A 22,597-nucleotide genomic window follows, 5' to 3' on the forward strand; every position below is an offset into this window, starting at 1 on the left:
TTTCGAAGGAGAATACCTCGCCATCCGTTCATGCTTTGCGGTGCTTGGCGCACGCCTTCGTCAGAAGCACGCCAAGGACGGGCGTCCTGCTGGCCTGCAGCGTTCTGACTAGTCCCCGCAACGTTTCGACGTGTACCTTACCCCACTCGGCGAGGATGACCACGCCGTCCAGGACGGATCCGACCATCAGCATGTCGGCTCCCGAGGCAAGTGTCGGCAAGTCGAAGATGACAATGTCGTAGGGGGTAATGTCGCAGGCGGCAAGGTCCGAGAGAAACGCCTCCATATTACGTGGTGCCAGCAGGTTCTTGGCCTGGACGACCGAACTTGGAAGCAGGTCGAACGACCGCCCCGGAGCGCAGACGATGTTGAGCCGGACAGGATCTTGGGACGGTTTGTCCAGGGCGCCCGATGGGCCGAGTAGCCGCTTGGTCATAGCCGGCCGCCAGACGTCGGCGTCGATCACCAATGTCTTCAGGCCGGACATCGCGTAAAGGGTGGCAAGATTGCTGGCAACGGAACTCTTCGAACTGTCATTGGATACAGCGGTTAACCCAAGGAATTTGATCGGGTGGTTGGTTTCCGCAAGGCTGATTTCGGTCCTCGCTTTCCTGAGGCTCTGGCTGTATCGGGAGTGCGGATATCTTGCCACTTCGTCGACGTGGCCTGATGCCCTCCTCCTGCTGATGACCGGTAGTTCTCCGACGCATTCCACACCTAGATTCTCCCGGATGTGTCGGGGCGACCTTACGGTCCAGTCGAGCGTATGCCTTGCTAACGAAACGCCGATACCGAGAATGAACCCGGAAACCGCAGCGAAAGCCAGCATCAGCTTCGGCCTTGGAGCGCTCGGCTGGAGCGGCGCCGTCGCAGCTGTAATCACCCTTGCGTCTGCAACCGGGTACGACTGCTGGCTCACCGAGTTGGTGTATGCCTGCAGGAAGCTTTCATACATCTTCTGGTAGGTTTCGGCAGTTACCTCAAGCTCCTCAAGCGTCGGGACGGCGTTTGCCCCGTCCTCCACTTCGCCTTCTTCGCCGACGCTGTAATCGTGCCGTGAACGGAACTCCTGCGCTTTCGCCATGGCCCTGTTCATCTGGGTGCGCAATTGGCGAAGGCGCTTCTCCAGCCATGCGCCGCCTTCCCTTGCTGCCTCGGCCTTGGTTTCGATCTGCTCACGCACGAAAGCATCGGCAGTGGCGTTCGCAATCCTGGCTGCGCCTTCGGGATCAAGTGAGGTGAAGGATATGTTGATGGCGTAGGAAACGCCAACTCTGCGGATGTCGAGGCCTTGGCGGAAAATCAACATGGTGCGCCGGGACTTCTGGTAATCGGTCAGCATCACAGGCGTCTCAGGCACGTCCAAGCCAGAAAACTCCCAAAGCGAGGTGAGCCAAGCGCTTTTCTGGAGCTCGAAAGCTTCAACCAGGATCGCTTTTATTTTCCTGATTCTCTCCACCAAAATCGGAACCTGTGGACGGTTGAACTTGGGATCGTCAACGAGTTTCAACCGATCGAGGACCATGACCGCAATCTTTTCCGACTGCATGACTGCGATCTGGCTTTCCACTTGGGCAGTGTCCAATGACAGATTGACTTCGCCCCCCTCCTGCAGGTGTTGCGGCAGTTTCGGCTCGATCAGGATTTGCGTGCTGGCAGTGAAAGCTGGGTCGGTGGTCAAATTGTGAAACCAGGCCACCAAGACAGCTGCGGCCACACAGGCAATGATCGTTCCGAAATAGCGCCTCAGAAATCCGGTTATATCGGCGAGGCTGATAAACTCCTGACTAGCGGAAGGCTGCAAGTCAGTTGTCGAGGCCCATTGGTGGGGGGATATGCGATCCAATCAACTTCTCCAGCACACGTGCGGAAAAATCCTGCGCGCACGCCGTCTCGATGCAGGCGGTCCATGGCATTCGGCCGATGTTTTCATGAAAGCGAAGGCCCGGCGTTCCCAGAGTGCCGCAAAAGGCTACCCCTGCGCCAGGAAAGGTAAACGCCGCCAATGGGCGTATGGGCCTACGCCCTATGGGAGGAGAGAATGCGCGGCAGGCCTCGTTCTGTCGACAAATGATATTGCGGTTCCAACGAGACCCGCCGTCCGCGGTTGATCGCTACATTCCGCGTGAGGTATCGATCTTCGCGCACATACGTTCGGGGTCTCGCCGTTTTCGATCGCCTCCAGTGCGAACGGCGCACAGTCCGTCATCCTTCTTCGCACGGGGGCGGAGTTCCGCGGATGCCATTGGATTTCCTTGAATGCCTTCGAGAAGGCGAGCCAAGCGTCAGAAACACCTTTCGCCGACATTCCCGCGGGCCGCGGCATCTTGCAACGCATCCTTGTCGTCGGCGCCCGAGCAGAGTGCAGCTTCGGGAATACACCGCCACGCCTGGACGCGTCATCATTTCGGCCATCGGCATGCATGCTCCCATTGGATGAGGGGGCGCGAACCAGCGTGTTAGGATTACCCGAATTCACGAGGGGGCCTCCGCCCGGGAGCGTGCTAGGGCTGTTCTGCGCAAGAGCGGAGCAAGATCGTGCTGGTCTCCGGCGCGACGTCGCGAGATGTTCGAGGCTCTCGATGCCGTGCTACCCTGCAATCCAGAGGTCGGAACCTACAATCAGACATTTTGAGAGGACTGGACCATGCCGGAGCGGATCGTAAGTTTTGTCATGAGCGGGGGCGTCGGGTCACGGCTGTGGCCGCTCTCGCGCGAAGACAATCCCAAGCAATTTCACGACGTTTCGGGCGACGGCTCCATGCTTGCGAAGACTGTCCGACGCCTCAAGGCGCGGCCGGACGGCGAGACGCCGATCTATGTGGTAGCCTCCGAACGGCATGCCGACCGCGTTATCTCGGACATCGGTCCGCTCGGCCTGAACGGCGGCAGCCCGATTTTCGAACCCGTCGGCCGCAATACCGCCGCTGCGGTGGCCACAGCCACCTTACACACGATCTCCGAATATGGCGGCGAGGCGCTTGTGCTCGTGGTCCCTTCCGACCATCAGATATCCACCGAAATGCAATTCTGGGAAACCTTCGAGGCGGGCAGGCCTGCCGCCGATTCAGGCAGCATTGTCGTATTCGGCATCAAGCCGACGCATCCCGAAACCGGCTACGGTTACATCGAGGTTGGGGCAACTGGTGACGGAGTGGCCGCGGTTTTGCACTTTGTCGAAAAGCCCAATGCCGAGACGGCCCGCAAATATGTGGCTTCGGGAAGATTCTACTGGAACGCGGGCATCTTCCTGTTTCGTGCCGACACGATGCGGAAGGCATTTCTCGAGTTCCGGCCAGACATCTGGGACACCGCGGAACGGGCCTATGAGGCTGCACGGACCGACGTCTTGGGCATCTACCTGCCCCTGGGCTTCTATTCGGCTGTCCCGTCGACGTCGATCGACTACGCGGTCATGGAGCATGCACGCGGTATTGCGATGGTTACGGCTTCCTTCCGCTGGAACGACCTTGGATCATGGCAATCGCTGCTCGAAGCCAGCCCGACGGACCGCGACGGCAATGTCGTAATGGGCGACGTTGTCGCCATGGATTGCGGCAACTCCTATCTCCGGAGCCAGGGCAGACTGCTGACAGTCATCGGAATGAAAAATGTGGCGGTGGTGACGACACCGGACGCGGTTTTCGTCGCTCCTGTCAGCCACAGCCAGAATGTCAAGAAAGTCGTCGAACAACTCGAGAAGAGCGGACGACTCGAGACGAAGTTCACGGCGTCGGACGACCGGGTCATCATCAGCGGGTCATGGCGGAAGCGCGTCGAGCACTGGCTCTTCAACGAAACCCTGCCGCTGTGGTCCACTGCAGGTGTCGACGATGTGTATGGCGGCTTCCACGAGGCGCTCGGTTTCGATGCAAGGCCGCTGGGCAAACCCAAGCGCATGCGCACGATGGCTCGCCAGATTTACGCGTTCGCGGTGGCCAAAGAACGCGGCTGGGTCGGACCGGCCGACAAGCTCATCGACCACGGCATCGACTTCATCGCGAGACACGGCCGCACCGATCGCGGTGGCTGGGTGCGCACCCTTAATTCCGACGGCAGCGTGGCTGACCCGGCGGAGGACGCCTACGACCATTCCTGCGTGCTCCTGGCGCTTGCCCATGCTCACCGATGCGGCCATCAGGATGCCCTGCAGCTGGCACAAGAGACGTTCCATTTCCTCGACACCCATCTCGAGGACGTCAGCCTGAACGGCTTCCTCGAGACCCCCGGCTGGAAGGGGGTGCGGTTCTCGAACCCGCACATGCACATGCTGGAATCCTTCCTTGCCTGGCATGGCGTCACCGGCGAGCGTGCATATCTCCGTCGGGCGGCACGCGTCGTCGATCTCTTCCGGTGCCATTTCTTCGACCAGGAGAGCTGGACGCTTGGGGAACATTTCGACGTCGACTGGCGACCGTTGCCGGGAGACGAGGGACAGTGGACCGAACCAGGGCACCATTTCGAATGGGCTTCGCTCCTTGTCGAGTTCGCGCGGGCAAGCGGGCAAAAAGACTTGGCAGCCTACGCCAGGAAGCTCTATTCGTCGGCGATCGCCAGCGGATTGAACCGGGCCACGGGCCTGGCTTATGCAGCCGTGTCGCGGCAGGGAATTCCCTTCGACCGGCTCTCCCGCAGCTGGCCGCAATGCGAAGCCGTGAAGGCGGCCGTCGCCCTGGACGGCATCGGCGGGCCTGATCTGAAACCCGAGATCGAAGCTCGTGTCGCCCGCCTCTTCAAATGGCATATCGATCCCGCACCGCTTGGCTTGTGGATCGACAGGATTGACGAGCGCGGAAGGTCACTGGCAACGGAGGTCCCCGCGAGCATTTTCTACCACCTCGTGACGGCCTTGATGCAGTATTTGGACAAGACCGGAGGGCAGGTCGAACCGTTCCCGCTGCCAGCTTTGGATATGAGCAAGGCCGTTCCGAAGCAGGTTTACGGCTGACCCAACTGTCCGCCATGTGCGAAAACTAGATACCGCGCATGGCGGCGCGACTGGGGTCAGGGAAAACCGCGCCCGACTTCGGCCCAAGGACTGTTAGCCGTCGATTCGGCATGCCGCGGCAAGCGTATACCGGCTTCGTACCGACCGCTCGGACAACCGTCGATGAACGTGTGGAAACAGCCCGTCACGGACTCAGACATGCCTAACAAACGGTTAACCGTCCTCATCGCTGAGCCGGTTGGTAGAGACGAAACCCGCTAGCCGCCCTGAGGTCCCTTCATGGCCCCCCACTGGTTCAACCCTCCGGTCCCCGTCAAGACCGAGCGTCCCGGGATCATCCGCAACGTCAACAATGCCGAGGCAGCCGGCGAGGAGCTGATGAAGTGGACCATCCGTGGCCCTTGGTGGGACCTCGCGGTGCGCGTTTGCATCGCAGTGATTTTCGACGAGATGGAACCTGAGGAGGCCCGCAAGGCATTCCTGGCTGCTGCAAAAGAGGAGGGGACGTTACTCCCCCCAAGGACAACTAGCTAAATTGGATTGCGGTATGAGGTTCTATGTGTCTCTGACCAACACCGCCTTCGCGAAAGGAGCCCGCCGCGGTGAGGGAGAGGCGACGGACCCCCCACAGCGGCTGCACATCCACGAAGAATCGACCGCTGCGAGCTCTAAACCCGCGAGGGCCTACATCGTTCCCTCATCCGCGCCTACGCGAGTTGCGGCTGACTGGGAAGGGACGCCCCGAACATGACAAAGAGAAACAAAGAAGATTATCAGTCCGTCTCCAAAGCAGTTCGGAAACTGATCCGTTCTGAAGACAATCGTCGTCACATGCACAAGCTGTTAAGGCTAGAAGTCGAACCAGAACTGCCGCCGACCCTAGCGTCATTACTCGCGGCTATTGATCGGGCCAAACAGGGGCCGACCGAAGAAGGTGCCTAGCGGGCTGGCTAAGCGTTAAACAGAGGCTCGCTCCGTGCTGGTTTCTCTGATCCCCTCTTAGAAAATTCCTACAAACATTCCCCTTGATTTTTCCCGACAGAGGATCATCAATGTTCCCTTGGGTATTCGCTGAGGTGGAGGCCTTGGATGAACGTTCGGACGAACTGCCGACCCAACAAAGTGACTGCCAATGAGCTTGTTGAAGAGCTGATTTTAGAAGACCGGCGCGGCCAAATCATTTCCGTCAAAGAGACTATCGCAGCGGTGCGTCGAGACGGGCCACATCTGGCGGAAACTGACTGCGATCTGGTGGGGCTTATTGTCGATTTTGCCCCAGCCTTTGGCCTGTTCGTCGCGTTCGACCTTCGCGAATAGCGGCATGGCGCTCTCCATTGGTTCAACCCTCCGGTGTACGTCGGGACGACCGACCCAGGTTGTGGGACGAAAGGCGGATCGAGGAGCGCTCTATAGGGTCGAGAGGGCATGGGAGGTCCTCGCGCGAGCCAATATATCCGATCACCGGCTCAGAAACTCTAGCCAAACATTCCTGACAGTTGCGGCCCAGCACCGTACCAATGTACGATTCATACATGGCATTGATGTCGGTCAGGGAGGGAGTAGAGTCCCCTTCGGCGTGTCCCTGGGGAGGGTTGGCCCATCCGCGCAGCATCCGGTTCAGCCGCTTCCGACCGGTAAGTCTCCTGCCTGAGTGCAAGCGCCAGTTCACCGAGCCACCGTTCGACCCCATAGGCTTCGATGTCCGCAAAGTCCCGACCATCTGCGCCCGGCGCGCCCTTGTTGGAGCGGCACTGGGCATAGGCGTACGCCAGAATATCCTCGCGGCTGATCTTGTTGTACAGGGCATAGAAACGATAACCGGCTTCTGCCTTCGCTTTCGCATGTGACGCCGTCTGAAAGTTCCTGAACACTTTTCGGAGTTGATAGGTTGCCCAATCGCCAGGTCCCTCTCCGCTTATTGCGTTCGTCTTGAACTGAGGTGCCTTCCCTCCACCGGCGTTACCCGGCTTCAGCGGTACTACGAACCTCTCCGCCACCCCAGGGCGCCCGGCCTGTCCCTCGCGGGCATCCGGTTGGTCATCCCTGACCACGTCCTGGGGCTTCCCGTGTTGCGTGCACTTTCCTTGTGTACATGCTGCCGCCACTACCCCGGTGCAGCAGATGGGCTCAAACGTCGCTCAAATTCACCCATCCGTATCAGCCTTCCCCGAAAGGGCTGTCGGGTCGGCCTGCACATCGACCTTTTCGAGGCTTGCTCAGCGTTCACTCACGTTGCGGCCTGCACACTCGCGCGGTCACCAATTCGTGACCCGCTAATCGACGGCTTCAGCCATTTCGTCACCTCCATGACTGCTCCGATTGCTTCCGGCTGGAGCGGTTGCCGGGTGGGGCTTGCACCCACTGGAAAGTGCCGCCTTGTCACGGCGCACACCCCTAATGGTCATTCCGGAGGCGAGATTGCAGGTCCGAATCGGATTGAGAAAACGGACGTTCGGTCATCCATCTGCGCCGACCGTCGCGCCACCCCGCTGGCGAGACGCCCGTGAGCCTCTTGAAACTCCGACTGAAGGCCGCCTCCGCCGGCGTACAAGCCTACGGTGAAGGCCGCCTTGTCGCCTTGGGACGAACATTGCAAGTCCGGGGAATAATCCTGGGAGGAGTCCTATGACGATTCCGCGCGTGGAAGTGATCACCTTGGTGCAGCGCCGGCGGCGCTGGTCGCGGGCGGTGAAGGAGCGGCTGGTTGCGGCGCGTTCGAGCCAGGCGTCACGGTATCGGAGGATACGCAGTATCGTGTGCCGGCTACGTCAACCGATTTGCGACATCTCCCAAATTTCTCGTGAAATGTTGGGGATAACCGTACTGGCCGCATTGCGACGGAATGGGTGTCCACTACACGATTAGGCCTTGGTGGGGTTAGCCGCAAGAATGTTGAGAGAACGAGGTGCCCATCAATGGCTGCGACGGATCTTCCTGGCGATTGGACCGGACAGTACAAGGGATCGAAACTGAACCTCTCGGGGTTCAAGCTCTCCTTTTCTGACGAGTTCAACACGCTTGATGTCGTGCCGAACAACGGCACCGGCAAGTGGTTCGCGCCGGTACACTCCCCCTACGGGGCCGCCACGTTCATGTCGCCGGTGGGGGCAACGAATCCGTTCTCTGTCTCTGACGGGAAGCTGACCATTACGATGAAGCAGGCGGGCGGCGTCTGGCAGTCGGGAACGATGCAAACGGTTAACAGCGCCGGCCAGGGTTTCGCGCAAGTGAACGGGTATTTCGAGATGCGCGCCGCCTTCCACGGCGGGGCGGGAGCCTGGCCGGCCTTCTGGATGCTGCCGCAGGATACCTCCGTACCGCGTCCTGAGGTCGATATCGTTGAAGCGTATGGCGGCGATCCTGATGGTCATCACCGGGCGGTGCACTTGCGCACTTCGGAAAGTTACGCTCGGGGCGACTATACGCGCCTGGCCGATTCGATGTTCGACGGGGCGTTTCACACCTATGGCGCGAGGATCACGACGGACTGGATCACCGTCTACTATGACGGCCAAGAGTTGAGCCGCTTTCCAATGAGCGAGTTCTTCCGCACGCCACTTTATATGGTGGTCTCGCTGGCCATGAATCCCAAAGAGGTCGAGCAGGCGTCCGGCACGTACAAGATGGTGGTCGACTACGTCCGCGCCTATGCCGCGCCGAACGTGATGGAGCAGCACCTGACCGGGACGGGTGCGGCGGATATCCTGAAGGGCGGCAATTTTGATGACGTTCTGGACGGCAGAGGTGGTGCTGACAGAATGTCCGGCGGTCTGGGCAACGATACCTACCGCGTCGATAACGCATTCGACGTAGTCATTGAGGCTGAGGGCGCCGGAATCGATCTGGTCTCCAGCCTGATATCGTATTCGCTGTCCGGCCGGCAAATAGAGCAGCTCACGCTCACCGGCGTTGCCGACATCGACGCGATGGGTAACGAACTCGACAACACGCTGGTCGGCAACGCCGGCAGGAACCTGCTATCCGGCGGGGTCGGAATCGACAAGATGGAGGGCGGCGCAGGCAACGATACCTACTATGTTGACAATGCGCTCGACCGCGTGGTCGAGGGCGACGCGGCGGGCAACGACCGGGTATTCAGCTCGATCACCTATTCACTGCCCAGCCATGTCGAAAATATGACTCTCACGGGCGTCGCCAACATCAACGCCCAAGGCAATTCTTCCGACAACGAGCTGACCGGGAACAATGGGAACAACCGGTTATCTAGCTATGATGGCGCGGACCGGCTCGATGGCGGGACCGGGGCCGACCTGTTGAATGGCGGTGCCGGCAACGATACCTATTATGTGGACAATGTACTGGACAACGTCATCGACGAAGCGGGCCTCGACCAGATTTTCAGCTTGGTCACGTACTCACTGGCGGTCGATCGCCGGCTGGTAGAAAATCTGCATCTGACCGGAAACGCCAACGTCGGAGCCACGGGAAATTCCCTCGACAACGTGCTCGACGGCAACGACAGCGACAACAACCTGGACGGCGGCCGAGGCAATGATTCCGTGCTTGGGCGGGGTGGCAACGATGCACTAACGGGCGGTCTGGGCATTGACCAGCTTACTGGTGGCGGCGGCAACGATTCCTTCGTTTTCAGCGCGCCGCTCTCAGTGGCAAACCGCGACATCATCACTGATTTCAACCATACGGCCGATACATTCAGGCTCCAGAATGCGGTAATGCAGGAGCTGGGAGCCACCGGAGCCCTCGAGCCAAGGTATTTCTTCGCTGGAACTAGCGCGCACGACGCCGACGACCACATCGTCTATGACAAGGCTACGGGTGCGTTGTTTTACGATTCCAACGGAAACGTCGCAGGCGGCGTGACACAGCTCGCGACGCTGACGAACAGGCCGACGCTGCTGGCCGACGATTTTTTCGTGATCTGATCCGGCGCCTACAGCGGTGCGCGTGAAAACGAGATCTCACGGTACACGACAGTCAGGGTGAGAACGGGATGATGTGTTTGGATTGAAGATTCCTCAGCAAAAGGATCTTCGCCCATGCCACTGATTCATTCCGCTCTCATCGAGACGTTAGGTTGGCACTTTGCATTGAGCAAGAGCCGGCTTGTGACGCTTGCAGTGCTGATCGCCGGGCTTGCCCAGTCGCGCAGCGTCAACCTTTCGCATCTGGCCGTGCATCTGTGCGGCCCGGTGTGCCATGCCTCGAAATATCGGCGGCTACAGCGGTTCTTCCAGTTCGTCCGGCTCGACCAAGCCGTGGCGGCGCGGCTCGTAGTGTACATGCTCAACCTGGAGCGACGAAAGTATCTGGCGCTCGATCGCAACCAACTGGAAGCTCGGATCGCGCGACATCAACATCCTGATGCTGGCGATCGTCACAAGGCGCTTCCGGGTGCCGCTGCTGTTTGCCTTACTACCGCATCAGGGCAACTCCGACACGGGTCACCGCATCGCACTGATGCGCCGTTATCTTAGCCTGTTTCCTGCTGCCTCCATCCGCTGCCTGCTCGCCGATCGTGAGTTCATCGGCGCCGAATGGATGGATTTCCCCAACGAAAACAATATCCCCTTTGCCATCCGGGTGAAGGTCGACATGACCGTCACCCTCGAGGACGGTCGCTCATGGTCGCTCGCCACGCTCTTGCGGCGCAGGCGGGCCTGATGCGCAACCCTCGTCGGGTACATCAACGGCACAGTAGGCGCCACGCGCGAGCCTCTTCGTCTTGCCGCCAAACGCCTTGGCAACGGCGAATGGCTGATCGTGGCCACCAATCGCCCGATCCGAAGCAGGCCCTCAACGACTACCGAAAGCGGTGGGGTATCGAATGCCTGTTCGGTGATACCAAGACACGAGGCCTCAATCTCGAGGACACCCACATCACCAATCCCGAGAAGTTCGCAAGCCTCATCGTCGTCGTCGTCGTCATGCTCGCCATCACATGGGCCTATCGATGCGCCACCCAGACCCATGGGCATAAAGGCCATACCGCGCAAAAGCCACGGTAGACGGGAGAAGTCGTGGTTCCGTATCGGTCTCGACGCGCTGAGGAACTGGATACTCAACAGCCCCAAAGCAGCTGCCCATGCATGGCTCGCAAAAGCACCCCGACGATCGATTACGGTCTCAAAACACGCCTGAGTCGTGTACCGTGAACGAGATCACCGCGCACCGCTGTAGCTTCTTGTTTGCGCATCGCTTTGTTCGAAAAACCGGTGACCACTTTTTCGAGCGCTGCTCTAGTTCTACTGCGTCATAAACTGTGTTGGATGTCTTTGGCAGCAGGGATATCGTGTGATGTTATTCCTACAACGTCGCTCCGACTGATCCAGTGCCCGTTCGTGACAGCTAGCGAGAACAGCGCCCATAAGCTCCGGCAAGGCCGCTGGTGGCTTTTCCCGTGGTGGGCGAAGGAGATGCCGAACGCCTGATTTCAGGCGTTCGCGATCGACTTCCAGCGCGCCAGCCGCTCTGCGATCAACTCCGCGCGCTGGCGATCGTCGTTTCCGTCCAGGATGGCCAATCCGCCGGATCGGCGCCCAGGTAGACACCGGATGTCCGCGCGTTCACGCCCTCGGGGCCGTCCGAACGGGTCGTAAAATACCCGGTGGCGCGATCGACGCACTCCAGCAGGATCTCTCCCCTACCGCACAATTGCGGTGCGCTAGGGTCGCGGGGCCGTTCTCGGTTCCAGTAGTAGAATACGCCGGCAGGCTCCTTCCTCTCCTTCAGGGCTTCGCTCCAGTATCTGGCGGACAGAGTGCCGTCCTCCAGCCATGAGCGGCCACGCAGCTCCAGCGTACTGTCGAGGGCTCGCGAGATGCGCAGGAGGCCTACGGCGGAAGGCTCCCGCGGGCCCGCGCGCCGAGAGGGAGAATTGCCACCACAGGCCCTCAATGCGTGCGACGCGGCCCTCGCTCTCGATCGCCTTTCGAAGCTTCTGGTTGATGGTCCTCATCTCGGCAGCCTTTGTCGCTTCGCCGTATCGTACGCACGTCAATCCGAGGAGATCGGTCGGAAGCTTCGAACCCCTCGCATGCAGTATGAAGGTTCGGCGCGAGCCGAGGACGCTGCTGAAAGACCGGCTTCGAAGACGACATGGTCGCGCGGAGAAGCCTGGCCGGAACCAGCGGAAGGGGAAGCGTGCAGGCTGGCCGTCGTCCAGTCGTCGCGGGCGAACACGAACGCCGCGAAGTCCACTTCACGCGTAAGCTCGAGGAGACGGGTCAGCGTGGTCGTGCCTGGATTGAAGGATGTCGTCCAGGGATCGACATGCGCGACGTCTTCGAGGCCGCGCGTAAGCGCCTGCACCAGCTTCATTTGCGCTCCCGACGAGCCAAGGAAAATGCGGGGCTTGTTCATCTATTCCCTCACTACAGCAGGTCGTACCACCGCCGTCCCCGCTGCCACGGTGTCTTAACCACGCTGAATGCGCAAGACACGCACGGAAACGATCCCCGCCCGCGGCCGAATCTGTAGGGTACTTGTGGAGAGCAGCCACCGAGAGAACTGCACTTGCGTGCGCGTTCAGCGTTAGGCTGTCGCGACCTGAAATGACCTGCCGAGGTGGAAGGAGCCCCGCTAGTTGGCGACGGCTCGCAAGGGCTAGTCCCGATTTGAACCGCTGAGGACCTTTGCCACCTATGCGCCACCGATCTTCGTCGAGGGCGCATTCATCGCCGCCTCTGGCGGCTTCATCTCCATCGCCGTGGCGATCGGCATCTCGGTCTGGCGGGCGCGCGAGGCGAAGAACGTCGAGACATACGGATCGGCGCGCTGGGCGAAACCGAATGAGGTCAAGTCCGCCGGTCTGCTCGGGCTGACGGCGTGGTACTCGGCATGTTCGATCGCGATTATCTCCGTCACGACGGGCCGGAACATGTTCTGTGCTTCGCGCCGACGAGAAGCGGCAAAGGTGTCGGCCTCGTCGTGCCATCGCTTCTCACCAGGTCGGGCTCGGCCATCGTGCACGATATCAAGGGTGAGAACTGGCAGCTCGCTGCAGGCTTTCGCGCCAGGCACGCCAGGCACGGGCGGGTGCTGCTGTTCGATCCCACGAACAGGAAGTCCTCCGCCTACAACCCGCTTCTCGAAGTGCGCCGCGGCGAGTGGGAGGTGCGTGACGTCCAGAATGTCGCCGACGTGCTGGTCGATCCCGAAGGCTCGCTCGAAAAGCGCAATCACTGGGAGAAGACCAGCCACTCACTGCTCGTCGGGGCGATCCTGCACGTACTCTACTCCGAGCCCGACAAGACGCTGGCCGGCGTCGCGGGATTCCCGTCAGACCCAAAGCGGCCGATCGAGACCACTCTGGCAGCGATGATGACGACGCCGCATCTCGGAGAGATCGCCTCGCATCCCGTCGTCGCCTCAACGGCGCGCGAGCTCTTGAACAAATCCGACAACGAGCGGTCTGGCATTCTCTCCACCGCGATGTCGCTCACGCCGTGCTGCTGCTGGACCGAGCCGGATGGCACACCACCGGCAATCTCGTCTGGCCAAAAAACATCACGCCGATCCTGCTGCCATCGCGCTCTCCGGAGCTCAATCTGGTCGAGCAGGTCTGGCAACATCTGCGCGCCAACTTCCTCTCCAACCGCGTCTTCGACACATATGGCGACATCATCGACGCTGCCTGCGACGCATGGAAAAGGCTTGCCGCAAAGCCCGACGCAATCACCTCAATCGGAATGCGGAAGTGGGCACATTCAGGTCATTTATGAGGGCCGTTGGTATAAGTTAGCGTAGCGCCCTGCCCTCCCCTAGGCCTGCAAAGCCCTCACCCTAGATTCGGCGGCGGCATCTTGAAAAGACATGCACACGGCGGGATTACGCCTGTACGAACATTGGCCCTGCACCGGAAAGCAGACACGCGCAATGCGATTGCGAGCAGACGGGTTCGCGAATGTCGCGATCAACCGTGAGGCTGGTGCACATTCATCTCGACCTATCTTGATCACGCAGGATTACCCCTGCGTACCCGTCTGGCGGCCCCACTTGGAACTACATGCCGGAAAACGGTAGCCATCCATGAAGAAGGGGAACGCTTTCGTCGTAAAGCTGAGCAAGAGGACCATCAAACGTGCTGCCTGATAGTTATCGGCTCTTGGCCGGCGCAGGTTCAAATCAGGGACGCGCAACCACCGATACCGACATTCACTGATCGTAGTGATCTGAAAAAACTGAGCCGCATCTTGTTACCGGTAGTCTTAAGGCCCGCTCCCCTCATCACGACGCTGGAAGCAGACGACGCACGCCCAAGACTGGCTCGCGCGCAGCGCCGACGGCCGATGGTCGCCAGCCACGTCTCGCCGAACGGCCCCATGTTCACGGCCGTTGGCCGCGTCGAAACCTCGTGATCGAGCGGCAAAAGCGGCAGCACCAGTTCGCCGAAGCGATAGGCTTCCTCCAGATGCGGATAGTCGGGCAGGATGAAGGTATCGATCCCAATGCGCGGTATTCGTCGATCCGCTCCGCCATTGTCGCCGCGTCGCCGACCAGGGCGGTGCCGGCGCCACCGCGCTAGGCCGACGGCCGGCCCTCAGGGTTCGGGCTGATTTCGAGTTTGTCGCGACGGCCCCCGTGCAGCCGGCCCATGCGCGACTGGCCGACGGAATCCATGCGCGAAAACCTTCTGCGCCTTTGAAAGGCTCCGATGACTCAGAAACCCTGCGCTCTCAATTAACCCAATTCTGTCTCATTGGCGCTGACGCCGGTGAGAAGGCGCATATGTCCGGTGCGGCGACTTACGACGCCGACGAGAAGGACTTTACCGAGGGATGCGAGGACGACCGGCACCACTTCCGGTTTCATTGTCTCCCCGGAGCATGCCACGGAGATGCTCGAGCACGTGGGATATGCATCATTGAACGATCAAAGGCGATCTCGCCAAGAGCAACAGACTCTAACGCGGCGCGATTGAGGATCGTCAGCGAGCCGTGGTCGTATCGGGTCATATACCGCCGTTCCCATTCTCTCAGGCAACGATTCACTTTCGCTCGAGAAGCCGGGACCATTGCCGCGAGGTCGGTCTGCGAAATGTGGATACTCAGAGCTCTATCCACGGTAGTCGTGCTGTGCGGCCTCTCTGTCAATCGCAAGAGCGTGCTCGCCAATCGAGTGGATAGGGCACTGGCCGCACTTTGGATCACTCGCTCCTGCGCGTCGTGGGTTGCTTCGCACAAGTACGGGATCACCTTTAATGCGAGATCGGGGTGTTTGTCGAAGACCCTAACCATGAAAGCTACTTCGATTTGCAGCAAGTCGCTGTCCGCAACTGACTCAGCATTCATGTTACTTCTTCGCGTGATGAACAACCTAGTCAGGTCGAAAGTGTCACCGGGACCAAGATCTGCAAAGATGAATTCACGTCCATCCGAGATGGGAGCACTAAGCCGAATTTTTCCTTGAATTATGTAGTAAATATAAATTGGCACGTCGCCAAGGCGAGTTAAGACTTTATTCTTCGGAACCCTTCGTAGAATGGCCACTTTCGCCAGTTCACTAAGAATACTTGGGTCAAATTGCTGAAATAAGCGTATTTTATCGAGCTGTTTGACCCGGACCTCAGCGCCGCAATCTGCCATGGCTCCTGCCCCCCTGATAGGGTAAAGCGCCCCGGTCCCCAAAAGCGTTGCCTTGACTACCTCTTAGAACGAGCCCGATTTCGGGCCGTTCTCGCGCAAGAGCGCTCAGACAGAAGTGTTACCATATTAGGATAGCATAAAATAGGCACTCCTATGTGCCCGGGGTAACAGCGACCCTGTCTCTGAGAGAGTTTAAATCAAATGTGATCGACTGAAAGCCGTTGGGATAACCCCCTTCTATGGGACGGCGTGTGCCATGCCCCAAGAAGGAGAAGGGATACAACAGGATTCGGGGGCTTGTCTCCATGCGGCATGCACCAACCCAGGCGTCGCGTGCGTTCTTGAAGCGGAGCGTAGAACCGCTACGGCTTCCTGTGGGAGCAGTTTGCGTGTTTCTTGCAACTGCTGATTTCCTCCTTGGAGAGACGATACTTCTTGCGTCAAATGACGTCTATCATAGGTACGTCGGCGTGAGCCCGCCAGATATTTGGGAGACGATTTATCTAAGTGTTACCGCCGGCCTATTGCTTGTCGCATTCATGGGGGCCAGAGGCGCCTACACGATCAGTGGCATCCTGGACGATCACCGCGTGATCAAAACACTCTTCACCGGGTGGTTATTCGTTTTCTTTTCAATTCTCTGGCTCGCCTTTCTCACGAAGACGACGTCGACGTTCTCCCGCGGTTCCTTGACGCTGGCGTTTGCGGTCGGATTCCCAACCCTGCTGCCTGGCCACGTGGTTCTAGCGCGTGTGCTGAAACGGCTTCTGGCCGCCGAGAAGCTCGTCCTGCGCACAGTTTATCTGTTTTACGCTGGCGGTCCTGGAATGGAAAAGGGGATAATCGGCAAGCTCGGGCAACAGGGCATCGCGGTTTGCGGTGTTTCGAACATCGAGAACCATGATGGCACGATCGCAGCACGATCGGTGCAAGCCGCCGTCGCAGCTGCGCAGGCTGCGTTCCGTAGTGACCCGTATGGGGCAGTTTATCTCTTTTGCTCTTGGGATCAGCGGAAGTTGATCGCAGGCATCCTGGACGAAATGTCCCGCCTCCCGCTGCCGATCTATCTTTTCGCCGATGCCTACATAGACAAGATTCTGGCCGGATGCCCGCTGCACACCGGCTGGCAGCGAGCCTTCGAAGTCCAGCGCGCGCCTTTGAGGCCTGCCGAACGCCTGCTGAAGCGGTTATTCGACATTGCCTTTGCATCACTGCTACTGCTCTTCCTGTTTCCGTTGATGGCCGTAGTCGCGTGTGCCATCGCGCTCGAGAGCGGTCGCCCAGTGCTGTTTCGGCAGACGCGGCGGGGTTTTTGTGGTAAGCCATTCAATATTTACAAGTTCCGATCAATGACCGTGCAGGAGAACGGTGCGGAAATTCGCCAGGCTCAGCGTAATGATGCGCGGGTTACCCGACTTGGCCGAATATTGCGCCAGTCAAATATCGACGAGCTGCCGCAGTTATTTAATGTGCTTCGGGGGGAAATGTCCCTCGTGGGGCCGCGACCCCACGCCCTCGCTCATGACGATACCTATAGTGCGATTATTGCGAGCTATGCTTATCGCCATCGTGTAAAACCCGGTTTGACAGGCTGGGCTCAGATCAATGGCTTTCGAGGGGAAACGAAGGAGCTGTGGAGGATGGAAAAACGCGTAGAGCATGACCTCTGGTACATACAGTCCTGGAGCGTGCAGCTCGATCTCAAGATAATTTGGACAACCGCTGTACTGGTGCTTTCGGATCGTAATGTCTATTGATGTATAGCAGCTTCTCAGAGACCGTTTTGAAAATCGGCTGACTATGGGTTCCGTCTGGGGCTGGGTTATGATTCAAGCTTTGGATGCGGACAGAGCCGTGGCCGGATGGCCCAGATCCGCCAAGAAGACCTTGCGCTACCCGTCTGATTTGACGGATGAGGAGTGGGAGCAGTTCGCGCCGCTGATGCCCAAGCCTGGGCGGCGTGGCCGTCCGCGCGAGGTTGATTTTCGCGAGGTGATCAATGCGGTGCGCTACCTGGTCCGTTCGGGTTGCGGCTGGCGGATGCTGCCGATCCACTTTGGACCCTGGCAGACGGTCTATGGCTGGTTTCGAGAGCTGGCGCGGCGGTTTCTGTTCCAGACCGTCCACGATGTGGCGCTGATCCTGGATCGTGAGCGGGCCGGACGCGAGGCGAGCCCGTCGGCGGTGATCGACAGCCAGTCTGTCAAGGCTCCGCAAGCTGGAACAAGGGGTTACGACGCCGGAAAGAAGATCGTCGGCCGCAAGCGACACATTGCCGTCGATACGGATGGGCGGCTCTTGATGGTCAATCTCACCACCGCCGATATCTCCGACAGTGCCGGCGCTCAGGCGATCTTGGATGGTATCCACCAGCGCTGGCCCTGGGTGAAGCATCTGTTCGTCGACGGCGCTTATGATCGGCTAAAGCTCATGGACAAGGCCGCCTATCTCGACTTCGTGGTCGAGATCATCCGTCGATCCGATGACCAGAAGGGCTTCGAAGTCTTGCCCCGACGCTGGGTCGTCGAGCGGGCCTTCGGCTGGATGACAAGATGGCGCCGCCTCGTGCGCGACTACGAGCAGCGCATCGATGTCTCGCAAGCCATGATCCTTGGCGCAATGGACGGCAATCTCATCCGCCGAAACGCTCATCCGTGAATTTCAAAACGGACTCTTAACTCTGTGTCCATGGAACCGGTAGCAGGCCGTAGAGCGGCCTCTCACATTAACTGCGCATTCTAAGGGACAGTTCACGGTGAATGGATGGGGGCACACCTCGCTCCAGACAACCAAAGGCTACGCCCACACGCCGAAGCACCTTCAGGACAATCTGAGCGTCTCTGAGGACGCGGAACAGGTCGATGCCGCGCTGCACCTTGGCATGACGCGCGAGACCGACCGCACCGGCACGGCTGTCTTGTAGCATCGCCGGGAAGACTTGACAGGTCCTACCGAGCGCTCGCACCTTTGGGCATTGGAATACCTCTCCTGCCTGACTGGCTGCGGGACAGCTGCTTGAGAGAGCGGGTGAGCGGTGCCTCTACCCACAAATGCAGGCCAACGCTGAAGAGGCAGACAGCGGCAAATGCGGCGAACAAATAAAAAGTGGCTGAGAAAATGGAACCAGCCGGAAGCACTTTTGCCGAAAGAAAGTACACGCCGTGCAGAATCAGCGGATGGATTAGGTAGGTCGCGTAGCTCGCAGACCCCAGCAGGAGAGCGCCTCGATGCGACGCCCGATGGTTTGAACGCTCAAGCATCAACGCTCCGGCGACGATGACCGTCGCTGGTAGGCCAAGCCGCATGAGCCTGATTTCCCCGGTGCGCGTAACCTCGACCCCCAAGTACCAGTCCTGGGCAATCAGCACAGCAATGGCTACCCCAATCGCGAGGACACTCAGTGTTGCTCCGTGGGGCAGGTCGAGTGCCCGTGACTTCAGATATAAGAGCCCCAGCAAACAGCCGAGCGCGAACTCAAGTAGGATGGCATTCGTATAGTACTCGATCACAAAAGATTGTGGCTTGAATACTACGCCCATGAACCAAAACGACAGAAAGGCCACCGACAAAATGGTAGTTGCCCGACTAATTCGCCCCGAAAGCAGGAAAAGGCCGAAGAAGAAATAGAAAAAGGCCTCGTAGATCAGTGTCCATGCCGGAACGAGTATGGGCTCCGAAACGCCGTCGAGCCGTATATTCGGCAGTAAGAACAGGGATGTCAGCAGGTCCGAGCCGTCCCAATTGTGCAGTCCTGACGGACTGAAGCCGACAGAGCTGACGGCTATTATCGCGAAAGTGGTGATCCAGTATAGCGGCAATATCCGGATGAGTCGGTCACGCCAGAACGCGGCGGGGCCACAGTGGCTTCTGTCGCTCGCATAAACCATGATGAAGCCAGATATGACGAAGAATATATCGACACCCGCAGCCCCCAGATGTGAATGAACGGGAAGCGGGTGCAGGCGCTCGATGAACGATTGGGCATGGTACAAAACCACCGCATAGGCGGCGACAGCCCGAAGCACCTGGAGATTGTTCAGCATCAGAGCCTGGCTCTCGCGCTCGCGACAATCATTTAGTCTGACCGGAGGTGATTTCGGAGGCAATTACCTCTTTCGACGCCTCGCATGCGACGTCATACCTCCTATTGGGGAGACGGCGCTGCGCCTAGGCTCGCCCTTTCTGTCAATCGGCCCGGAATTATTCCACGCCGAAATACACAAGGCCTCGCATTGGACTGGCCACGGTATTCGAATGGGACATTCGCCGCCGAGCAAGGCAATGCCAAGGCGGCTCACCGCGGCATTTGGCAGGGCCGGTTCGATCAACCTTGGGATTGCCGTGCGGCGAACGCCGACAAGGTCGAGACAGTCAGCGAGCGATCCACCGGGTTCGGGCTTCTCAGAGACCGTTTTGAAAATCGGCTGACTATGGGTTCCGTCTGGGGCTGGGTTATGATTCAAGCTTTGGATGCGGACAGAGCAGAGCCGTGGCCGGATGGCCCAGATCCGCCAAGAAGACCTTGCGCTACCGTACGCCTCCGGCGAAGGCCGCCTTGCGCGAGCATGGCACGGTAGCGAAGCTGCGCTCTTAAGGTCGTCCTTACGAGCGTAGTTAGCAGCACGGCATGAGCCAGATGACGATATTGACCGGGCCGGAGCGCCGTCGTCGTTGGAGTGAAGAGGATCAGTGCCGGATACTGGCCGCGGCATTCGCGCCCGGGGCCACAGTGGCGGCGGTGGCGCGTCAGTACGATGTCGCGACCAGCCTGATCTATAAGTGGCGCCGCACGGTGAGAGCCCGCGAGACGGGCTTTGCCGAAGTTGTCGTGGTTCCCGATGAACCTGTCGCCGCTTCGGTGCCGGCGGCGCCGCCAGCGGTGATCGAGCTGGAGATCGCCGGCAAGGCGCGGCTGCGGATACCGCTGACCACGCCGCCGACACTGGCGGCGGCGATGGTGAAGGCGCTGGGCGTTTCATGATCCCGGTTCCGAGCCAGGTGCGGATCTGGTTGGCGGTCGGCCGGACCGATATGCGTCGCGGGATGCAAGGCCTCGCTCTGCAGGTTCAGGAGACGCTGGGCCGGGATCCGCATGCCGGCGATCTTTATGTCTTCCTTATCTGGCATGATGGGCTCGGCATGTCGCTATATGCAAAACGGCTCGAGAAGGGCCGGTTTCTATGGCCGTCGCCGGCGGACGGCACGGTTTCCATATCACCGGCGCAGCTCGCCTACATGCTCGACGGGATCGATTGGCGCAACCCGCGTCACACGTTCCGCCCGCAGCGCGCGGGCTGAGTTTTTCTTTGAGTTTGCGCCATTTTCCGCGAGTCAGCGGACGCGTTTTATGATTCATTCCAGGGCATGGTTGCCACCGCCCAGGATGCTGTTCCGGACGATATCGGCGCGCTGAGAGCAGCGCTGACCGCGGCGCTGGCCAGAGCCGAAGACGAGGCCGCGCGCGCTGCGCTGGTCGAGGCCGAACTGGCGGTCGCCAGGGCCAAGGCATCGGATGATGCGGCGCTGATCGCACATCAGCATCTGACGATCCGGAAGCTGCAGCGGGCGCTGCATGGTCAGAGTTCTGAACGCTCAGCCCGTCTGCACGACCAGATGGAGCTCACCTTCGAGGAACTCGAGAGCACGGCGACGGAAGACGAGATCGCCGCCGAACAGGCCGCGGCCCGGACCACCGAGGTGGCGCCTTATGTGCGCAAACGACCAGCGCGCCAGCCATTTCCCGAGCATCTGCCACGCGAACGCGTGGTCGAGCCGGCGCCGAGCGCTTGCCACTGCTGTGGCGGTCATCGGCTGCGCAAGCTTGGTGAGGATATCACCGAGACGCTGGAGGTGGTGCCGCGGCAATGGAAGGTGATCCAGCACGTGCGGGAGAAGTTCACCTGCCGCGACTGCGAGACGATCAGCCAGGCTCCGGCGCCGTTCCACGCCACCCCGCGCGGCTGGGCCGGTCCCAGCCTGCTGGCGATGATCCTGTTCGAGAAGTTCGGCCAGCATCAGCCGCTCAACCGTCAGGCTGAACGCTATGCCCGCGAAGGCGTGCCGCTCAGCCTGTCGACGCTTGCCGACCAGGTCGGCGCCGGCGCCGCGGCGCTGATGCCGCTGTTCAGGCGACTCGAAGCCCATGTGCTGGCCGCTTCACGTTTGCACGGCGACGACACGACGGTGCCGGTCCTGGCCAAGGGCAAGACCGAGACCGGCCGATTATGGGCCTATGTGCGCGACGACCGTTCGGCGGCGCCGATCCTCCGGCGGCAGTGTTCTACTATTCCCGCGATCGTCGAGGGGAACATCCCGCGGCGCATCTCGCCGGCTGGAGCGGCATTCTGCAGGCCGATGCCTTTGGCGGCTATGGCGATCTCTATGCGACAGGCCGTCAGCCGGCGCCTGTTCTGGAAGCCAGCTGCTGGGCCCACAGCCGGCGCAAAGTGTTCGAGCTGGCCGATATCGAAGCGGCAGTGCGCAAGAAGGCGCGCGGCGACAAGCCTAACCTGGTCTATCCGCTAGCGGTTGAAGCCGTGAAGCGCATCGATGCCCTGTTCGATATCGAACGCGCGATCAACGGCCTGTCGCCAGGCCAACGCCTCGCCGTGCGCCAAGAGCGGAGCGCACCGCTGGTCACCGAGCTCGAGCGCTGGATGATCGAGACGCGCGACAAGCTCTCGCGCGGACACGATCCGACCAAGGCCTTCAACTACATGCTGCGCCGCTGGTCATCCTTCACCCGGTTCCTCGATGACGGGCAGATCTGCCTACGAACAATGCAGCCGAGCGAGCCCTGCGTGGCATCGCTCTCGGCAGAAAGTCCTGGCTGTTCTGCGGTTCCGATCGCGGCGGCCAGCGCGCTGCCGTTCTCTACAGCCTGATCGTCAGCGCCAAGTTGAATGACATCGACCCGCAGGCCTGGCTCGCCGACGTCCTCGGCCGACTGCCCGCCTGTCCGGCCCATCGCATCGATGATTTGCTGCCATGGAATTGGAGATCCGCAAGACTGCGGACCCAACCAGCGGCGGCCTGATCATGCAGCGCAATAAGGTGCATCACGTCTACACCGTCGAGCGTGTCG

The 22,597-nt window shown here is 60.1% G+C and carries 16 protein-coding genes and 5 pseudogenes; 16 read left to right on the forward strand and 5 right to left on the reverse strand.

The genetic code is table 11. The annotated features are described in order from the left end of the window. Positions 1-28 precede the first annotated feature (28 nt). Positions 29-1,846 carry a GumC family protein gene (locus NKH80_RS01755; protein WP_352989217.1) on the reverse strand — a complete coding sequence of 606 codons (1,818 nt, stop codon included), beginning with the start codon at positions 1,844-1,846 and terminating at the stop codon, positions 29-31. A gap of 801 nt (positions 1,847-2,647) precedes the next feature. Between NKH80_RS01755 and NKH80_RS01760 the strand changes: the two genes are divergently transcribed. The 8 genes from NKH80_RS01760 to NKH80_RS01795 all read left to right on the forward strand — a co-directional run bounded on the left by NKH80_RS01760 (position 2,648) and on the right by NKH80_RS01795 (position 10,935). Further along, positions 2,648-4,948: an AGE family epimerase/isomerase gene (locus NKH80_RS01760; RefSeq protein WP_352989220.1), complete on the forward strand. Its 2,301-nt coding sequence runs from the start codon at positions 2,648-2,650 to the stop codon at positions 4,946-4,948. A 279-nt stretch (positions 4,949-5,227) separates the two neighbouring features. Beyond that, positions 5,228-5,482, forward strand: coding sequence for a DUF982 domain-containing protein (locus NKH80_RS01765; protein WP_352705790.1), 255 nt, complete (start codon positions 5,228-5,230; stop codon positions 5,480-5,482). Positions 5,483-5,695: 213 nt separating this feature from the next. Beyond that, the gene (locus tag NKH80_RS01770) at positions 5,696-5,890 is read left to right on the forward strand and encodes a hypothetical protein (protein ID WP_352705793.1); all 195 of its coding nucleotides are present in this window, start codon (positions 5,696-5,698) and stop codon (positions 5,888-5,890) included. A 147-nt stretch (positions 5,891-6,037) separates the two neighbouring features. Beyond that, positions 6,038-6,265: a hypothetical protein gene (locus NKH80_RS01775; protein WP_352705795.1), complete on the forward strand. Its 228-nt coding sequence runs from the start codon at positions 6,038-6,040 to the stop codon at positions 6,263-6,265. A gap of 1,598 nt (positions 6,266-7,863) precedes the next feature. Further along, complete coding sequence (locus NKH80_RS01780) at positions 7,864-9,852, forward strand: family 16 glycosylhydrolase (RefSeq protein ID WP_352738771.1); 1,989 nt, start codon at positions 7,864-7,866, stop codon at positions 9,850-9,852. 114 nt (positions 9,853-9,966) lie between these two features. After that, positions 9,967-10,404, forward strand: a complete 438-nt coding sequence (locus NKH80_RS01785; RefSeq protein ID WP_352778711.1) for a hypothetical protein — start codon at positions 9,967-9,969, stop codon at positions 10,402-10,404. Next, positions 10,388-10,591, forward strand: a complete 204-nt coding sequence (locus NKH80_RS01790; protein WP_352989224.1) for a hypothetical protein — start codon at positions 10,388-10,390, stop codon at positions 10,589-10,591. The genes NKH80_RS01785 and NKH80_RS01790 overlap by 17 nt, the downstream gene beginning before the upstream one ends. Beyond that, positions 10,591-10,935 carry a transposase gene (locus NKH80_RS01795; protein ID WP_352822036.1) on the forward strand — a complete coding sequence of 115 codons (345 nt, stop codon included), beginning with the start codon at positions 10,591-10,593 and terminating at the stop codon, positions 10,933-10,935. Before NKH80_RS01790 ends, NKH80_RS01795 begins: the two co-directional genes overlap by 1 nt. 988 nt (positions 10,936-11,923) lie before the next feature. Here the strand turns inward: NKH80_RS01795 and NKH80_RS01800 are convergent. After that, positions 11,924-12,289 carry a TIR domain-containing protein gene (locus tag NKH80_RS01800; protein ID WP_352738763.1) on the reverse strand — a complete coding sequence of 122 codons (366 nt, stop codon included), beginning with the start codon at positions 12,287-12,289 and terminating at the stop codon, positions 11,924-11,926. Positions 12,290-12,560: 271 nt separating this feature from the next. Between NKH80_RS01800 and NKH80_RS01805 the strand changes: the two are divergent. Beyond that, positions 12,561-13,366, forward strand: a pseudogene (locus NKH80_RS01805) (type IV secretory system conjugative DNA transfer family protein); the annotation flags it as partial. After that, positions 13,366-13,650, forward strand: a pseudogene (locus tag NKH80_RS01810) (transposase); the annotation flags it as partial. The pseudogenes NKH80_RS01805 and NKH80_RS01810, both read left to right, overlap by 1 nt. Before the next feature lie 486 nt (positions 13,651-14,136). Here the strand turns inward: NKH80_RS01810 and NKH80_RS01815 are convergent. Both NKH80_RS01815 and NKH80_RS01820 read right to left on the reverse strand, forming a co-directional pair. Beyond that, positions 14,137-14,557, reverse strand: a pseudogene (locus NKH80_RS01815) (hypothetical protein); the annotation flags it as partial. Positions 14,558-14,736: 179 nt separating this feature from the next. Continuing rightward, positions 14,737-15,513 carry a Crp/Fnr family transcriptional regulator gene (locus tag NKH80_RS01820; RefSeq protein ID WP_352705804.1) on the reverse strand — a complete coding sequence of 259 codons (777 nt, stop codon included), beginning with the start codon at positions 15,511-15,513 and terminating at the stop codon, positions 14,737-14,739. Positions 15,514-15,902: 389 nt separating this feature from the next. On the opposite strand from NKH80_RS01820, the gene NKH80_RS01825 reads away from it, so the two are divergent. The 3 genes and pseudogenes from NKH80_RS01825 to NKH80_RS01835 all read left to right on the forward strand — a co-directional run bounded on the left by NKH80_RS01825 (position 15,903) and on the right by NKH80_RS01835 (position 18,436). Next, the gene (locus NKH80_RS01825; RefSeq protein WP_352705806.1) at positions 15,903-17,270 is read left to right on the forward strand and encodes an exopolysaccharide biosynthesis polyprenyl glycosylphosphotransferase; all 1,368 of its coding nucleotides are present in this window, start codon (positions 15,903-15,905) and stop codon (positions 17,268-17,270) included. 105 nt (positions 17,271-17,375) lie between these two features. Beyond that, a pseudogene (locus tag NKH80_RS01830) lies at positions 17,376-18,171 on the forward strand (IS5 family transposase). A 97-nt stretch (positions 18,172-18,268) separates the two neighbouring features. Then, positions 18,269-18,436: a hypothetical protein gene (locus NKH80_RS01835; protein ID WP_352507946.1), complete on the forward strand. Its 168-nt coding sequence runs from the start codon at positions 18,269-18,271 to the stop codon at positions 18,434-18,436. A gap of 25 nt (positions 18,437-18,461) precedes the next feature. On the opposite strand, the gene NKH80_RS01840 is transcribed toward NKH80_RS01835, so the two are convergent. Further along, positions 18,462-19,556 (reverse strand): acyltransferase family protein, encoded by a 1,095-nt coding sequence (locus NKH80_RS01840; protein WP_352507945.1) that lies wholly within the window; start codon positions 19,554-19,556, stop codon positions 18,462-18,464. 584 nt (positions 19,557-20,140) lie between these two features. On the opposite strand from NKH80_RS01840, the gene tnpA reads away from it, so the two are divergent. The 3 genes and pseudogenes from tnpA to tnpC all read left to right on the forward strand — a co-directional run bounded on the left by tnpA (position 20,141) and on the right by tnpC (position 22,549). Continuing rightward, positions 20,141-20,494 (forward strand): IS66-like element accessory protein TnpA, encoded by a 354-nt coding sequence (tnpA, locus tag NKH80_RS01845; protein ID WP_352989229.1) that lies wholly within the window; start codon positions 20,141-20,143, stop codon positions 20,492-20,494. Then, positions 20,491-20,811 (forward strand): IS66 family insertion sequence element accessory protein TnpB, encoded by a 321-nt coding sequence (gene tnpB, locus NKH80_RS01850; RefSeq protein ID WP_352506223.1) that lies wholly within the window; start codon positions 20,491-20,493, stop codon positions 20,809-20,811. The genes tnpA and tnpB overlap by 4 nt, the downstream gene beginning before the upstream one ends. Before the next feature lie 66 nt (positions 20,812-20,877). Then, a pseudogene (gene tnpC, locus NKH80_RS01855) lies at positions 20,878-22,549 on the forward strand (IS66 family transposase). Positions 22,550-22,597 lie beyond the last annotated feature (48 nt).

The sequence above is a fragment of the Mesorhizobium sp. M0904 genome (assembly GCF_040319475.1).
Taxonomy (GTDB): domain Bacteria; phylum Pseudomonadota; class Alphaproteobacteria; order Rhizobiales; family Rhizobiaceae; genus Mesorhizobium.

Coding starts and splice junctions, on each gene's coding strand:
- NKH80_RS01765 (WP_352705790.1), top strand. CDS start 5,228: ATGGCCCCCCACTGGTTCAACCCTCCGGTCCCCGTCAAGACCGAGCGT.
- NKH80_RS01780 (WP_352738771.1), top strand. CDS start 7,864: ATGGCTGCGACGGATCTTCCTGGCGATTGGACCGGACAGTACAAGGGA.
- NKH80_RS01785 (WP_352778711.1), top strand. CDS start 9,967: ATGCCACTGATTCATTCCGCTCTCATCGAGACGTTAGGTTGGCACTTT.
- NKH80_RS01820 (WP_352705804.1), bottom strand. CDS start 15,513: ATGGCAGATTGCGGCGCTGAGGTCCGGGTCAAACAGCTCGATAAAATA.
- NKH80_RS01770 (WP_352705793.1), top strand. CDS start 5,696: ATGACAAAGAGAAACAAAGAAGATTATCAGTCCGTCTCCAAAGCAGTT.
- NKH80_RS01800 (WP_352738763.1), bottom strand. CDS start 12,289: ATGAACAAGCCCCGCATTTTCCTTGGCTCGTCGGGAGCGCAAATGAAG.
- NKH80_RS01840 (WP_352507945.1), bottom strand. CDS start 19,556: ATGCTGAACAATCTCCAGGTGCTTCGGGCTGTCGCCGCCTATGCGGTG.
- NKH80_RS01760 (WP_352989220.1), top strand. CDS start 2,648: ATGCCGGAGCGGATCGTAAGTTTTGTCATGAGCGGGGGCGTCGGGTCA.
- NKH80_RS01795 (WP_352822036.1), top strand. CDS start 10,591: ATGCGCAACCCTCGTCGGGTACATCAACGGCACAGTAGGCGCCACGCG.
- NKH80_RS01775 (WP_352705795.1), top strand. CDS start 6,038: ATGAACGTTCGGACGAACTGCCGACCCAACAAAGTGACTGCCAATGAG.
- NKH80_RS01790 (WP_352989224.1), top strand. CDS start 10,388: ATGCGCCGTTATCTTAGCCTGTTTCCTGCTGCCTCCATCCGCTGCCTG.
- tnpB (WP_352506223.1), top strand. CDS start 20,491: ATGATCCCGGTTCCGAGCCAGGTGCGGATCTGGTTGGCGGTCGGCCGG.
- tnpA (WP_352989229.1), top strand. CDS start 20,141: ATGAGCCAGATGACGATATTGACCGGGCCGGAGCGCCGTCGTCGTTGG.